General features: G+C 54.8%; 11 protein-coding genes and 1 pseudogene. 8 read left to right on the top strand and 4 right to left on the bottom strand.

Annotated elements, in window-relative coordinates; translation table 11 throughout:
- Positions 1 to 2: 2 nt before the first annotated feature.
- Positions 3 to 1352: a lysine-sensitive aspartokinase 3 gene (gene lysC, locus PYW49_RS21725; protein ID WP_320387484.1), complete on the bottom strand. Its 1350-nt coding sequence runs from the start codon at positions 1350 to 1352 to the stop codon at positions 3 to 5.
- 374 nt (positions 1353 to 1726) lie between these two features.
- Here lysC and pgi point away from each other — a divergent pair, with 374 nt between their 5' ends.
- The 6 genes and pseudogenes from pgi to psiE all read left to right on the top strand — a co-directional run bounded on the left by pgi (position 1727) and on the right by psiE (position 8146).
- On the top strand, positions 1727 to 3376 hold the full coding sequence (gene pgi / locus PYW49_RS21730) for a glucose-6-phosphate isomerase (RefSeq protein ID WP_096151295.1): 1650 nt from the start codon (positions 1727 to 1729) through the stop codon (positions 3374 to 3376).
- Positions 3377 to 3743: 367 nt separating this feature from the next.
- Entirely contained in the window at positions 3744 to 3986 is a 243-nt protein-coding gene (yjbE, locus tag PYW49_RS21735) for an exopolysaccharide production protein YjbE (RefSeq protein WP_008503423.1), read from the top strand.
- A 118-nt stretch (positions 3987 to 4104) separates the two neighbouring features.
- A complete protein-coding gene (locus tag PYW49_RS21740; protein WP_320387485.1) occupies positions 4105 to 4743 on the top strand; it encodes a YjbF family lipoprotein in 639 nt (212 codons plus the stop codon).
- Positions 4740 to 5477 (top strand): capsule biosynthesis GfcC family protein, encoded by a 738-nt coding sequence (locus PYW49_RS21745; protein ID WP_134347347.1) that lies wholly within the window; start codon positions 4740 to 4742, stop codon positions 5475 to 5477. Before PYW49_RS21740 ends, PYW49_RS21745 begins: the two co-directional genes overlap by 4 nt.
- Positions 5477 to 7573, top strand: a pseudogene (locus PYW49_RS21750) (YjbH domain-containing protein). Before PYW49_RS21745 ends, PYW49_RS21750 begins: the two are co-directional and overlap by 1 nt.
- A 162-nt stretch (positions 7574 to 7735) precedes the next feature.
- Positions 7736 to 8146, top strand: a complete 411-nt coding sequence (gene psiE, locus PYW49_RS21755) for a phosphate-starvation-inducible protein PsiE (protein WP_320387486.1) — start codon at positions 7736 to 7738, stop codon at positions 8144 to 8146.
- Between the two features lie 97 nt (positions 8147 to 8243).
- Here psiE and malG read toward each other — a convergent pair whose 3' ends face one another.
- The 3 genes from malG to malE form a co-directional block, all read right to left on the bottom strand.
- The gene (gene malG, locus PYW49_RS21760) at positions 8244 to 9134 is read right to left on the bottom strand and encodes a maltose ABC transporter permease MalG (protein WP_134347345.1); all 891 of its coding nucleotides are present in this window, start codon (positions 9132 to 9134) and stop codon (positions 8244 to 8246) included.
- Positions 9135 to 9148: 14 nt separating this feature from the next.
- Positions 9149 to 10693, bottom strand: coding sequence for a maltose ABC transporter permease MalF (gene malF / locus PYW49_RS21765; protein WP_134347344.1), 1545 nt, complete (start codon positions 10691 to 10693; stop codon positions 9149 to 9151).
- Between the two features lie 120 nt (positions 10694 to 10813).
- Entirely contained in the window at positions 10814 to 12004 is a 1191-nt protein-coding gene (gene malE / locus PYW49_RS21770) for a maltose/maltodextrin ABC transporter substrate-binding protein MalE (RefSeq protein WP_134347343.1), read from the bottom strand.
- Between the two features lie 370 nt (positions 12005 to 12374).
- On the opposite strand from malE, the gene malK reads away from it, so the two are divergent.
- Positions 12375 to 13484, top strand: coding sequence for a maltose/maltodextrin ABC transporter ATP-binding protein MalK (gene malK, locus PYW49_RS21775; RefSeq protein WP_134347342.1), 1110 nt, complete (start codon positions 12375 to 12377; stop codon positions 13482 to 13484).
- A gap of 71 nt (positions 13485 to 13555) precedes the next feature.
- Entirely contained in the window at positions 13556 to 14881 is a 1326-nt protein-coding gene (locus PYW49_RS21780; protein ID WP_134347341.1) for a maltoporin, read from the top strand.
- The last annotated feature ends 47 nt before the right edge of the window (positions 14882 to 14928 follow it).

Here is a 14928-nt window from a genome sequence, read left to right on the forward strand (position 1 = left end):
TTTTATTCAAACAAATTCTGATGAAGTTTCTGCACCACCTGCTCGGCCTGATCGGCAGGCACCAGGAAGCAGAGGTTATAGCTGGACGCGCCATAGCAAATCATACGGATGCTGAACGGGTCGAGTACGCCGAACACCTCTTTGCCCACGCCGCAGGCGCGCGACAGTTTATTACCGATGATGGCAACCAGCGCCAGGTCTTCTTCCACTTCCACGCGGCACAGCTCAGAAAGCTCAATCAGCAGTGACTGGGTCAGAAGGGTATCGCCCTTCGATGTTGAACCGGTCGTATCCAGCGTCAGGGCAATACTCACTTCTGACGTAGTGATCAGGTCTACGGAGATGTTGTGGCGCGCAAGGATCCCGAACACTTCCGCCAGGAAGCCGCGGGAGTGCAGCATGTTATGGCTGTGCAGCGTGACCAGCGTCTGCTTGCGACGCAGAGCCAGCGCGCGGAACAGCGGCGGGCTTTCGGTTCTCTTACACACCATCGTACCGCCCGCTTTCGGTTCTTTACTGGAGCCGACGAAGACCGGAATATCGCTGCGCACGGCGGGCAGCAGGGTTGCCGGGTGCAGCACTTTCGCGCCGAAGGTGGCCATCTCGGCCGCTTCTTCAAACGCGATCACATCAATACGTTTTGCCGTAGAGACCACGCGAGGGTCGGTGGTGTAAATGCCCGGCACGTCAGTCCAGATATCCACGCGCGTTGCGTGCAGCGCTTCACCCAGCAGTGCGGCGGTGTAGTCGCTGCCACCTCGGCCAAGCGTCGTGGTGCGGCCTTTGGCTTCGCTCCCGATAAAGCCCTGGGTGATCACAATGCTCTCTTCCAGACGCGGTGCCAGCTGCTGGCTGGTCAGCTCGGCCAGCGCCTCAACGTCCGGTTCGGCACGGCCAAAGCGATCGCTGGTGCGCATCACTTTACGCACGTCAAACCACTGCGCCTGAACATTACGTTCGCGCAGGATCTCAACAAACAGCAGGGTAGACATCAGCTCACCGTGGCTGACCAGTTCATCCGTAAGGGCAGAAGAGTTCGCCAGAGAGGCCGCTTCTGCCAGGGTGGTGATATTTTCCAGCAGACGTTCTATTTCCTCGCGGATCACATTCGGATTCTGCAGACATTCAAGGATGTCGAACTGAATTTTGCGCAGTGCGTCCAGCTTAACGAAACGTTCGGTTGCTTCCAGTCCTTCAGACAGAGAAACCAGCAGGTTCGTCACGCCTGCAGAGGCAGAGAGCACCACCAGGCGGGTATTCGGATCGGCCAGCACTACATCGGCGCTGCGGTTCATGGCAGCGTAATCTGCCACACTGGTGCCGCCAAATTTGGCGACCACAAAACTCGTCATAACAACCTCGTGTCAGGGAATGAATAAGCGACCATGGCACAAGAATGAAATGAAAACAGGTGCAGGCGCAAAATACGGCCCTATAAATAAAATGCGGGGGAGGTCCTGTCAATGCTGGGATTATGCGGATTTTTCATGGGGGGGTACCCCTGAGAAACAGGACTTATAACAGGGCCATATTTTATGCTCCGTTTTACCCTGTTTTGGGCGACATTTCGCCGCCTCGGGAGGGCGCTTCAGCAGCTATACTTTTCGGGTCTTTTCACCTGCGTTTGATGCAGGCCAGGGCAATGGCATAAAAACCATCACAATTTTTATTTGCAGGCGCTACAATCGACCGCAGTCACAATTCTCAAATCAGAAGAGTATTGCTAATGAAAAACATCAACCCAACGCAGACCGCTGCCTGGCAGGCACTACAGAAACATTTTGATGAAATGAAAGACGTCACCATCGCGGACCTGTTCGCGAAAGATGCCGATCGTTTCAGTAAGTTCTCCGCGACCTTCGACGACCTGATGCTGGTGGATTTCTCCAAAAACCGCATTACCGAAGAAACGCTGGCAAAACTGCAGGATCTGGCGAAAGAGACTGAGCTGGCCGACGCTATCAAATCCATGTTCTCCGGTGAGAAGATTAACCGCACCGAAGATCGTGCCGTGCTGCACGTAGCCCTGCGTAACCGTAGCAATACGCCAATTATCGTTGACGGCAAAGACGTCATGCCGGAAGTAAACGCGGTGCTGGAAAAGATGAAGGCCTTCTCCGAAGCGATCATCTCCGGAAGCTGGAAAGGCTATACCGGTAAAGCGATCACCGACGTAGTTAACATCGGTATCGGCGGTTCTGACCTTGGCCCGTTCATGGTGACCGAAGCGCTGCGCCCTTACAAAAACCACCTCAACATGCACTTTGTCTCTAACGTCGATGGCACCCACATCGCCGAAGTGCTGAAGAATGTGAACCCGGAAACCACGCTGTTCCTGGTGGCGTCCAAAACCTTCACCACTCAGGAAACCATGACCAACGCCCACAGCGCGCGCGACTGGTTCCTGAAAACCGCTGGTGACAACAAGCACGTGGCAAAACACTTCGCGGCGCTCTCCACCAACGGTAAAGCGGTCAGCGAGTTCGGCATCGACACGGCGAACATGTTTGAGTTCTGGGACTGGGTTGGCGGCCGTTACTCTCTGTGGTCCGCGATCGGCCTGTCCATCATCCTGTCCGTCGGCTTCGACAACTTTGTTGAGCTGCTCTCCGGCGCGCACGCGATGGATAAACACTTCTCCACGACCGCGCCTGAGAAAAACCTGCCGGTACTGCTGGCGCTGATCGGCATCTGGTACAACAACTTCTTCGGTGCTGAAACCGAAGCCATCCTGCCATACGATCAGTACATGCACCGCTTTGCGGCCTACTTCCAGCAGGGCAACATGGAATCCAACGGTAAATACGTTGACCGTAACGGCAACGCGGTGGATTACCAGACCGGTCCAATCATCTGGGGCGAGCCAGGCACTAACGGTCAGCACGCGTTTTACCAGCTGATCCACCAGGGCACCAAAATGGTACCGTGCGATTTCATCGCTCCGGCTATCACCCATAACCCGCTGTCCGACCACCATCCGAAGCTGCTGTCGAACTTCTTCGCTCAGACCGAAGCGCTGGCGTTTGGTAAATCCCGCGAGGTGGTTGAGCAGGAATACCGTGATCAGGGTAAAGATCCAGCCACGCTGGACCACGTTGTCCCGTTCAAAGTGTTCGAAGGCAACCGTCCAACCAACTCCATCCTGCTGCGCGAAATCACGCCGTTCAGCCTGGGTGCGCTGATCGCCCTGTACGAGCACAAGATCTTCACTCAGGGCGCAATCCTGAATATCTTCACCTTTGACCAGTGGGGCGTTGAGCTGGGCAAACAGCTGGCAAACCGTATCCTGCCAGAGCTGGGTGACGATAAGGCGATTGCCAGCCATGACAGCTCGACAAATGGTTTGATCAACCGCTATAAAGCATGGCGCGCGTAATTAAAACGTCATGAAAACGTGCCGGCGAAATGCCGGCATTTTTTTATCAGATAATTCCTGATGTCTGTTATTTAGCTCTAATTCCTTTACTGAGTTTTATCTGAAAAAAGCCGTTAACCCGTTAATTACTGCGGTTTACTTTAGGAATATACGGATAACACTACGACCCTTAATTAATTATATCTTATTGATTTTATTGTTTTTTATATTTCGTTAATTCTTCTTATATTTCAATTTTATCCATTAGTCTGAAAACCCCTTTCCTATTTCCCCTTACGGCAAACCCGCGGCAGGAGTTGTGTATACTCGAATCCGCCTGAAATTCTTTTTGGGCAAATCTCCATTCATTAAATGAAGGGAAATTCTTATGAAGAAAGTACTGTATGGCATTTTTGCCATATCTGCGCTTGCGGCGACATCTGTTTATGCTGCTCCGGTTCAGGTCGGGGAAGCGGCAGGTTCGGCTGCGACGTCTGCGTCTGCGGGAAGTTCTACCGCAGCCAGCGCCAGCACCGTAAGTTCAGCCGTGGGTGTCGCGCTGGCGGCAACCGGTGGCGGTGATGGCTCCAATACCGGAACCACGACCACCACGACAACCAGCACCCAGTAATAGCGGGTGTTTTAATCATAACCACACTTCGGTGTGGTTATTCTGGCTTTTCAGTAGCCTTCGGGACCTGTAGGCCGGGTAAGCGCAGCGCCACCCGGCAATAATGCGGAGAAGAGTCGTGAAGCGACCTGGGATCATCCTGATTTGCCTGCTTTTGCAGGCGTGCTCGGCCACCACCAAAGGGCTGGGAAACTCACTGTGGGACAGCATGTTCGGTACGCCGGGCGTGCATCTGACCGATGACGAACTGCAAAACATGCCGTATGCCAGTCAGTACATGCAGCTTAACGATGGCCCGCAACTGTTTGTGGTGCTCGCTTTCGATGAAAACGGGCAGCAGAAATGGGTGACGCAGGATCAGGCCACCATTGTGACGCAGCACGGTCGTATCGTAAAAACCCTGCTGGGCGGCGACAACCTGCTTGAGGTGAATAACCTCGCTGCCGACCCGCTGATCAAACCGAATCAGATTACCGACGGCGCAAGCTGGACGCGCACGATGGGCTGGACCGAACATAAGCAGGTGCGTTACGCCACGGCACGCTCTACCTTCCGCTGGGACGGCACGGACAGCGTCAGCGTGGGCAGCGACGAAACCCATGTTCGCGTGCTGGATGAAGAAGTCGTCACTGACCAGGCCACCTGGCATAACCGCTTCTGGATCGATGAAGACGGGCATATCCGCCAGTCTCAGCAGTATCTCGGTGCCGGATTCTTCCCGGTTAAAACCACGCTGATCAAGGCCGCGAAATCATGAAAATACTTATTCGCGTTGCACTGATCGCAAGCTTTGCCACGCCGCTCGCATGGTCTGCCGGGACGGTGAAGGTCTATACCCAGGACAGCGCGCAGCCCAAAACGTTGACCAACGCCGGGCATCTTATCGATCTCGTCGGCCAGCCGCGGCTGGCAAACAGCTGGTGGCCAGGCGCGCTGATCGCTGAACGCCAGAAGACCGCTGAAGCGGAACAACAGCAGAAGGCGCTCCTCGCCAGGCTGACGGGGTTAGCGGAGCAGGAAGATGGTGACGATGCGGCGGCCATTAACAGCGTTCGCCAGCAGCTTCAGGCTCTGAAGATCGCTGGGCGACTGTTGGTCAATCTCGATCCGGATGACGTGCGCGTGTCGGAGAACGGTAACCCGGTTCTGCAGGGAGATTACACGCTCTGGCTACCCGTAAAGCCTTCCACCATTACCGTCTTCGGGCTTATCAGTAGCCCGGGTAAAAAGCCCTTTACGCCAGGCCGCGATGTGGCGAGCTATCTCGATGAGCAAAGCCTGCTGAGCGGAGCGGATAACAGCTACGCCTGGGTCGTTTACCCTGACGGGCACACACAAAAAGCGCCAGTGGCTTACTGGAACAAGCGCCATATCGAACCCATGCCTGGCAGCATCATTTTTGTCGGTTTTGCCGACCATTTCTGGACGAAGGCGTATGACGGGCTTAACGCCGATATCCTTCACTCCCTGATTCAGCGGATACCGGAATAATGAAAAGAATCTATCTCTACAGCATGCTGGCGCTCTGCGTGAGTGCCGCCTGCCATGCAGAAACGTATCCGGCACCCATTGGCCCGTCTCAGTCAGACTTCGGCGGCGTCGGTTTACTGCAAACGCCTACCGCGCGAATGGCGCGTGAAGGGGAAATTAGCCTTAACTACCGCGATAACGATCAGTACCGCTACTACTCGGCGTCGGTGCAGCTGTTCCCGTGGCTCGAAACCACGCTGCGCTATACCGATGTGCGTACCAAACGATACAGCAGCGTCGATGCCTTCTCCGGCGATCAGACCTACAAAGATAAAGCCTTCGACGTCAAACTGCGGCTGTGGGAAGAGAGCTACTGGATGCCGCAGGTGTCCGTGGGTGCCAAAGATATCGGCGGTACCGGTCTGTTTGATGCGGAATACGTCGTGGCCAGCAAAGCCTGGGGGCCATTCGACTTCTCGCTCGGCCTGGGATGGGGTTATCTGGGCACCAGCGGTAACGTAAAAAATCCGTTTTGCTCCTACAGCGATAAATACTGCTACCGCGATAACAGCTATCAGAAAGCGGGTTCCATCAACGGCGACCAGATGTTCCACGGTCCGGCATCGCTGTTTGGCGGTATTGAATATCAGACGCCCTGGCAGCCATTGCGCCTGAAGCTGGAGTACGAAGGGAATGACTACTCGCAGGACTTCGCCGGGAAGATTGAGCAGAAAAGCAAGTTTAACGTCGGCGCCATTTACCGCGTCACCGATTGGGCCGACGTTAACCTCAGCTACGAGCGCGGCAATACGGTGATGTTCGGCTTCACGCTGCGTACTAACTTCAACGACATGCGGCCGCACTACAATGATAACGCGCGACCTGCCTATCAGCCGGAGCCGCAGGATGCGATTCTGCAGCACTCCGTGGTGGCTAACCAGCTGACGCTGCTGAAATACAACGCCGGCCTGGCCGATCCGAAAATTCAGGTGAAAGGCGATACGCTGTACGTTACCGGCGAGCAGGTAAAATACCGCGACTCGCGGGAAGGGATCGAGCGCGCCAACCGGATCATCATGAACGATCTCCCGGATGGGATCCGCACGATCCGCGTGACGGAGAACCGTCTTAACCTGCCGCAGGTGACGACGGAAACGGACGTCGCCAGCCTCAAGCGCCATCTGGAAGGCGAACCGCTCGGGCATGAAACTGAGCTGGTGCAAAAACGCGTTGAGCCCGTGGTGCCGGACACCACTGAACAGGGCTGGTATATCGATAAATCGCGCTTTGATTTCCATATCGATCCGGTGCTGAACCAGTCCGTCGGCGGGCCTGAAAACTTCTACATGTATCAGCTGGGCGTGATGGCGACGGCGGATCTGTGGCTCACCGACCACCTGCTGACCACCGGTAGCCTGTTTGGTAACATCGCCAACAACTACGACAAGTTCAACTACACCAACCCGCCGAACGACTCAAAGCTGCCGCGCGTGCGTACCCGCGTGCGTGAATATGTGCAGAACAATGCCTATGTGAATAACCTGCAGGCCAACTACTTCCAGTACTTCGGCAACGGTTTCTACGGCTAGGTGTACGGCGGGTATCTGGAAACCATGTACGGCGGCGCCGGGGCAGAAGTGCTTTATCGTCCGGTAGACAGCAACTGGGCGTTTGGTATTGATGCCAACTACGTCAAGCAGCGTGACTGGCGCAGCGCGCAGGACATGATGAAGTTCACCGACTACAGCGTCAAAACGGGCCATCTGACCGCCTACTGGACACCGTCGTTCGCACCTGACGTGCTGGTGAAAGCCAGCGTCGGCCAGTATCTGGCGGGTGATAAGGGCGGCACGCTGGACATCTCTAAACACTTCGACAGCGGCGTGGTGGTAGGCGGCTATGCGACGATCACCAACGTCTCGCCGGACGAGTACGGAGAAGGGGACTTCACCAAAGGGGTCTATGTGTCAATTCCGCTGGATCTCTTCTCATCAGGCCCAACCCGCAGCCGCGCGGCTATTGGCTGGACGCCGCTGACGCGTGACGGCGGCCAGCAGCTGGGTCGTAAGTTCCAGCTGTATGATATGACCAGCGATAAGAACATTAACTTCCGCTAATGCTTCACGCCGGGCGGCACTGCGTTTGCCCGGCCTACGGTTTTTGTAGGCCCGGTAAGCGCAACGCCACCGGGCGAATGCGCCAAACATAAACAAAAAATATAGATCCCCGTCACATTTTTGCGTTATACAGGAACCTCGCCCTGGAGAATGAGGTGCTGTATGGCATCCCTGACTCGTCCGCGCGTTGAGTTTATCTCAACAATCCTCCAGACCGTGCTGAACCTCGGTCTGCTGAGCCTTGGCCTGATACTGGTCGTCTTTTTGGGTAAAGAGACGGTGCATCTGGCGGATGTGCTGTTCGCCCCCGAGCAAACCAGCAAATATGCGCTGGTGGAAGGACTGGTGGTCTACTTTCTCTACTTTGAATTTATCGCCCTGATTGTGAAGTATTTTCAGTCGGGCTTTCACTTCCCGCTACGTTATTTTGTCTACATTGGGATCACCGCGATAGTGCGGCTGATCATCGTGGATCATAAATCTCCCCTTGATGTACTCATCTACTCCGCGGCGATCCTGCTGCTGGTGATCACCCTCTGGCTGTGTAATTCGAAGCGGCTGAAGCGAGAATAAAAAAATGGCGCTCCGAAGAGCGCCTAACAACAGTCACAAGTTGGGTCAATACAATACGTCTAAAGTTGAGGGTTGCAGTGGCATAACAAAATGAAACTTAACCTTTCACCCCGCCCGCCGTCAGGCCGTTGACCAGCCAGCGCTGCGCCAGCAGGAACACCACGGTAATCGGAATGGCAGAAAGTACGGCCGCCGCGGCAAAGTCGCCCCACAGGTAGTTTTGCGGGTTGAGGTATTGCTGCATACCCACGGCAAGGGTGTAGCTGTTCACGTCACGCAGTAACAGGGACGCGACCGGCACTTCGGTGATGGCGGCGATAAACGACAGGATAAACACCACCGCCAGAATCGGCACCGACAGCGGCAGCAGCACCAGACGGAACGCCTGCCACGGGGTGGCACCATCCAGAGCAGCCGCTTCTTCCAGCGAGCCGTCGATAGTTTCGAAATAACCTTTAATGGTCCACACATGCAGTGCGATACCGCCAAGATAGGCGAAGATCACGCCACCGTGGGTGTTGAGACCGATAAACGGCACATACTGACCCAGACGGTCAAACAAGGCATACAACGCCACCAGCGACAGCACTGCCGGGAACATCTGGAAAATCAGCATGCTTTTCAGCAGCGTGGCTTTGCCCGGGAAACGCATACGGGCGAAGGCGTAGGCACAGGTGGTAGAGAGCGCCACGATACCAATGGCGGTAATGCCAGCGATTTTCACCGAGTTCCACAGCCACAACAGGACCGGGAACGGCGGCGGCGTCACGCGGCCGTCCGCGTGTTCCACGCTGAAGCCCAGCGCGAGCTTCCAGTGCTCCCAGGAGATTTCATCCGGGATCAGGCTTCCGGTCGCAAAGTTACCCGCACGCAGGGAGATGGCGATAACCATCAGCAGCGGGAACATGATGGCCGCGATAAACATCAGCAGGCCTAAGTGCGTCGCGAAGAGGCGCAGCTTTTGAGATTTGGGTTGGACCATAGACATATTCTGTGCCCTCCTTAGTCGAATTTCATGCGTGTGGCTTTCAGGTTCACAATCGCCAGAGCGCCAACCAGCAGGAAGATCAGGGTCGCAATGGCCGCCGCCAGACCGAAGTCCTGACCGCCGCCGCCTTCGAAGGCGATGCGGTAGGTGTAGCTCACGAGCAGGTCGGTATAGCCTGCCGGCGTGGTGGTGCCGAGACGATCCGGGCCACCGTTGGTCAACAGCTGAATCAGCACGAAGTTATTAAAGTTAAAGGCAAAGCTGGCAATCATCAGCGGCGTCAGCGGCTTGATGAGCAGCGGGAGCGTAATCTTGAAGAAGTTCTGGAACGGACCCGCACCGTCCATCGCCGAGGCTTCATACAGGTCATCCGGGATGGCTTTCAGCAGCCCCATGCACAGGATCATCATGTACGGATAACCCAGCCAGGTATTCACGATGATAATCATCGAGCGGGCGGTCGTGGGGTCGCTGAACCAGGCCGGTTTGATGCCAAATAGCGCGCTCAGCATCATGTTGATTTCACCGAAGCTCTGGTTAAACAGCCCTTTGAAAATCAAAATCGAGATAAACGACGGTACGGCATACGGCAGGATCAGCAGCACGCGGTAAATCGCTTTGCCTTTGAGAGATTCCCACTGCACGAGGCAGGCCAGCACCATGCCCACGGCAACGGTCAGGATCACCGTCAGGACCGAGAAGACCACCGTCCAGACGAAGATGGCGAAGAACGGTTTCTGGATACCTTCATCGGTAAAGACGCGGGTAAAGTTGTCCCAGCCGATGGTCACGGTATAACCCGGACTGAGTTTGTCATCACCCCATTTGCCATCGGCAGTAATGGACTGATAGAAACCAATGTCGTTGTTCGGGCGATATTTCACGCCGCTCTGATTGTTGGTCAGCGTGCCGTCATCCGCTAGCGTGTACAGCGGCTGTGTGCCGGAGAACTGGCGCAGCGAGCTCATGGTCACTTTGCTTTCGTCTGGCAGCACGGCGGTGAGCTGGGTCAGCGCCTGACGGTTCTGGGTAATGACGCGCAGGTTGGCACGTTCACCTTCCGGCAGCGCTGCGGCCTCTTTTAAGGCCAGCTTCTGTTCGCCGCCAAATTTGAACGCGTCGGAGACATAATATTTGCTGCTTGCTTCGTCAGTAAGCGCTAACTTCCACTCGTTACCGGCAGGATACAGGCCGAAGTTAAAGGTCTTGCCGGCCTGGTAAGAGCGGTCCAGCAGGACCTGCTGGGCACGTTCCTGCGCAAGCTGGTTTGTGCTGCTGTAGTTGGTAAACGCAATGGCGATAGTACAAATCAGCGGGAAAAGAACAAACAGCCCCATCCCGGCGACGCCTGGATAAACATAACGCCAGGCATAGGCTTTACGGTTGGCGAAAATATACAGGCCAGCAGAGCTTAAAATCAGCGTCATGATGGCGAACAGATATTCCCCTTGTACGTACATTAAAACAACAAGGTAAGCCACCAGCAGACAGAGCAGACCAATCACTGACCATTTCAGCGCGTCGCTTTGCCACCAGCGTTTCTTTTTAATGACATCCATGGGGTTATTCCTCTACAACGGTGAAAACTTATCGTCAGGTGGCGCTGTGCTTACCTGACCTACGGATCGTGCCGTAGTCGTAGGGCGGGTAAGCGCAAGCGCCACCCGCCGTTTTTCTGCTTACTTAGTAATACGACCCTGCGCATCTTTCAGCGCGGCATCGACAGTCTGACGACCGCTTGCAGCGTTGATGACGGCTGTACGCGTGGCGTACCAGAACGCGGCCATCTGTGGGATGTTCGGCATGATTTCGCCTTTCTGGGCGTTATCCATGGTTGCCGCGATACGTGGGTCTTTCGCCAGATGATCCTGGAAGGATTTCAGCGCAACGGCACCCAGCGGTTTGTCCTTGTTCACTTCATCCAGACCCTGATCGGTCAGCAGGTAGTTTTCCAGGAACTCTTTCGCCAGCTCTTTGTTCGGGCTGGCGGCGTTGATACCTGCGCTCAGCACGCCAACGAACGGTTTAGACGGTTTGCCTTTGAAGGTTGGCAGCAGCGTGACGCCGTAGTTGATTTTGCTCTTGTCGATGTTAGTCCAGGCCCACGGACCGTTGATGGTCATCGCAGTTTCGCCTTTGTTGAACGCCGCTTCCGCGATGGAGTAGTCGGTATCCGCGTTCATGTGTTTGTTCTTGATGAGGTCAACCAGGAAGGTCAGGCCTGCTTTCGCGCCAGCGTTATCTACGCCCACGTCTTTCACGTCATATTTGCCGTTTTCAAACTTGAACGCGTAACCGCCGTCGGCAGCAATCAGCGGCCAGGTGAAGTACGGCTCTTGCAGGTTGAACATCAGCGCAGATTTACCTTTCGCCTTCAGGTCTTTATCCAGTTTCGGGATCTCTTCCCAGGTCTTCGGCGGGTTTGGTACCAGGTCTTTGTTGTAAATCAGAGACAGGGCTTCAACCGCGATTGGGTAAGCAATCAGTTTGCCGTTATAGCGAACGGCGTCCCAGGTGAACGGGAACAGTTTGTCCTGGAAGGCTTTGTCTGGGGTGACTTCAGCCAGCAGACCAGACTGCGCGTAACCGCCGAAACGGTCATGCGCCCAGAAGATAATGTCCGGGCCGTCGCCGGTTGCTGCAACCTGCGGGAATTTCTCTTCCAGTTTGTCCGGGTGTTCTACGGTAACTTTGATACCGGTGTCTTTCTCGAATTTTTTGCCCACTTCGGCCAGGCCGTTATAGCCTTTATCGCCGTTAATCCAGATAACCAGCTTGCCTTCTTCAATTTTGGCGAGCGCCGGTGCGGAAATCATCATTGCTGCAAGGGCGGACAATGCGAAAACGCGTGCGCCAGTCTTGATATTCATATCTGCCATCCTTTTTGGTGATGTCTCGTGGTATGACTTCAGTGGTTCAACGTGACTCAGTCTCCTTATTTGACATCCTCTTTCCATCCTCCCAACCCCTACGCCCCACCCCCGGTTTGTGTGATCTCTGTTGCATAAATTTAAGTTATGAGTGCTGGCGCACACAAAAACGCACCGAATTTTGCAGGCCGCTTCACGAATTTCGCCTCAGCCCGCCAGCGACGGTCGCAGAGCCTGCTCTCTCATCCTCCCGCCTCCTCCCCCATAAAAAAGCCGGGGGGTGGAGGATTCAGGAAAGTTATGGATACCCCATAGTGAACTTATCTTGAATGTTTCTGTCGGTGACAGGTTGTAACGAAGGGAGAAGGGCATGGCGAGCGTACAGCTGCGTAATGTAACGAAAGCCTGGGGTGACGTTGTGGTGTCGAAAGACATCAATCTGGACATCAACGAAGGTGAATTCGTGGTGTTTGTTGGCCCATCAGGCTGTGGTAAATCTACTCTGCTGCGTATGATTGCCGGTCTTGAAACCATCACCAGCGGCGATTTGTTTATTGGTGATACCCGAATGAATGACATCCCACCTGCCGAACGCGGCGTCGGTATGGTGTTCCAGTCTTATGCACTCTATCCCCATCTTTCCGTTGCCGAGAACATGTCCTTTGGCCTGAAGCTGGCCGGCGCGAAAAAAGAGGTCATTAACCAGCGCGTCACGCAGGTGGCGGAAGTGTTACAGCTGGCGCACCTGCTGGAGCGCAAACCGAAAGCGCTTTCCGGTGGTCAGCGTCAGCGTGTGGCGATTGGTCGTACCCTTGTCGCCGAGCCGCGCGTGTTCCTGCTCGATGAACCTCTCTCTAACCTGGATGCCGCCCTGCGCGTCCAGATGCGTATTGAAATCTCCCGTCTGCACAAACGCCTTGGCCGCACGATGATTTACGTCACCCACGATCAGGTCGAAGCGATGACTCTGGCGGACAAAATTGTGGTGCTGGATGCCGGTCGCGTGGCGCAGGTGGGTAAACCGCTGGAGCTGTATCACTACCCGGCAGACCGCTTTGTTGCGGGCTTTATTGGCTCGCCAAAGATGAACTTCCTGCCCGTCAAAGTGACCGCGACAGCCATTGAACAGGTACAGGTGGAGCTGCCAAACCGTCAGCAGGTCTGGCTGCCGGTCGACAGCGCCAACGTACAGGTCGGGGCAAACATGTCCCTGGGTATTCGTCCTGAACATTTACTCCCGAGCCACATCGCCGATGTGACCCTGGAAGGTGACGTTCAGGTCGTCGAACAGCTCGGTCACGAAACACAGATTCATATCCAGATCCCCGCCATCCGTCAGAACCTGGTCTACCGCCAGAATGACGTGGTGTTGGTAGAAGAGGGTGCCACATTCGCTATCGGCTTGCCGCCAGAGCGTTGCCATCTGTTCCGTGAGGATGGCACTGCATGTCGTCGGTTGCACAAAGAGCCAGGCGTTTAAGCAATCCCAAAAGAAGACACGAAACCGACAGGTGAAGTGTTCAAAGAAAAGCAATGATCTCAGGAGATAGAATGATGATTACTCTGCGCAAACTTCCTCTGGCAGTTGCCGTCGCAGCGGGCGTAATGTCCGCTCAGGCACTGGCCGTGGATTTCCATGGTTATGCTCGTTCCGGTATCGGCTGGACAGGTAGTGGCGGCGAACAACAATGTTTCCAGGCAACCGGTGCTCAAAGTAAATACCGTCTGGGTAACGAATGTGAAACCTATGCGGAATTGAAACTCGGCCAGGAAGTGTGGAAAGAAGGCGATAAAAGCTTCTACTTCGACACCAACGTAGCGTACTCCGTGGCGCAGCAGAACGACTGGGAAGCCACTGACCCGGCGTTCCGAGAAGCCAACGTGCAGGGTAAAAACCTGATTGAGTGGTTGCCTGGTTCGACTATCTGGGCCGGTAAGCGCTTCTATCAGCGTCATGACGTCCACATGATCGACTTCTACTACTGGGATATCTCTGGTCCTGGTGCGGGTATTGAAAACATCGACCTGGGCTTCGGTAAACTGTCTCTGGCCGCGACCCGTTCTCAGGAAGCTGGCGGCTCTTACATCTTCACCAGCAACGATATCTATCATAACTTCAAAGATACCGCTAACGACGTCTTCGATGTGCGTTTAGCGCAGATGGAAATCAACCCGGGCGGTACGCTGGAACTGGGTGCTGACTATGGTCGTGCTAACAAAACTGACGGTTACAGCTTCGCTGACGGCGCATCTAAAGATGGCTGGATGTTCACTGCTGAACATACCCAGAGCATGCTGAAAGGCTACAACAAGTTTGTCGTTCAGTACGCTACCGATGCAATGACCACTCAGGGCAAAGGTATTCCGCAGGGTTCCTTCACCGGCAAAGACTATAACAAAGACACTGAAATTGGTGTTGTAGACAACAATATTAACAACAATGGCTCCCTGGTTCGTATTCTCGACCACGGTGCGATCTCTCTGGGTGACAGCTGGGATCTGATGTACGTCGGCATGTATCAGGATATCGATCGTGACGACAACAACGGTACGACCTGGTACACCGTGGGTGTGCGCCCAATGTATAAATGGACGCCAATCATGAGCACCTTGCTGGAAGTTGGCTACGACAACGTTAAGTCGCAGAAAACCGACGATACCAACAATCAGTACAAAATTACCCTTGCACAGCAATGGCAGGCTGGTAACAGCATCTGGTCCCGTCCAGCGATCCGTGTCTTCGCAACTTATGCGAAGTGGGATGAGAAATGGGGTTATGACAACGGCATTGCAAAAAGCGATACCAAAGCCACAACCTACAGCCGTGGTGACAACGATGAGTGGTCATTCGGCGCCCAGATGGAAATCTGGTGGTAATCCGTCTTAATCTGACGTAATGACCAAACTGAGGGGCGAAAGCCCCT

The organism is Enterobacter chinensis, assembly GCF_034008295.1.
In the GTDB taxonomy this organism is placed as follows: Bacteria; Pseudomonadota; Gammaproteobacteria; order Enterobacterales; family Enterobacteriaceae; genus Enterobacter; species Enterobacter chinensis.

Bases quoted from the DNA above. Each gene is read 5' to 3' on its own strand.
- yjbE (WP_008503423.1), top strand. From the start codon at position 3,744: ATGAAGAAAGTACTGTATGGCATTTTTGCCATATCTGCGCTTGCGGCG.
- malK (WP_134347342.1), top strand. From the start codon at position 12,375: ATGGCGAGCGTACAGCTGCGTAATGTAACGAAAGCCTGGGGTGACGTT.
- PYW49_RS21780 (WP_134347341.1), top strand. From the start codon at position 13,556: ATGATGATTACTCTGCGCAAACTTCCTCTGGCAGTTGCCGTCGCAGCG.
- malG (WP_134347345.1), bottom strand. From the start codon at position 9,134: ATGTCTATGGTCCAACCCAAATCTCAAAAGCTGCGCCTCTTCGCGACG.
- malE (WP_134347343.1), bottom strand. From the start codon at position 12,004: ATGAATATCAAGACTGGCGCACGCGTTTTCGCATTGTCCGCCCTTGCA.
- PYW49_RS21745 (WP_134347347.1), top strand. From the start codon at position 4,740: ATGAAAATACTTATTCGCGTTGCACTGATCGCAAGCTTTGCCACGCCG.
- lysC (WP_320387484.1), bottom strand. From the start codon at position 1,352: ATGACGAGTTTTGTGGTCGCCAAATTTGGCGGCACCAGTGTGGCAGAT.
- malF (WP_134347344.1), bottom strand. From the start codon at position 10,693: ATGGATGTCATTAAAAAGAAACGCTGGTGGCAAAGCGACGCGCTGAAA.
- psiE (WP_320387486.1), top strand. From the start codon at position 7,736: ATGGCATCCCTGACTCGTCCGCGCGTTGAGTTTATCTCAACAATCCTC.
- pgi (WP_096151295.1), top strand. From the start codon at position 1,727: ATGAAAAACATCAACCCAACGCAGACCGCTGCCTGGCAGGCACTACAG.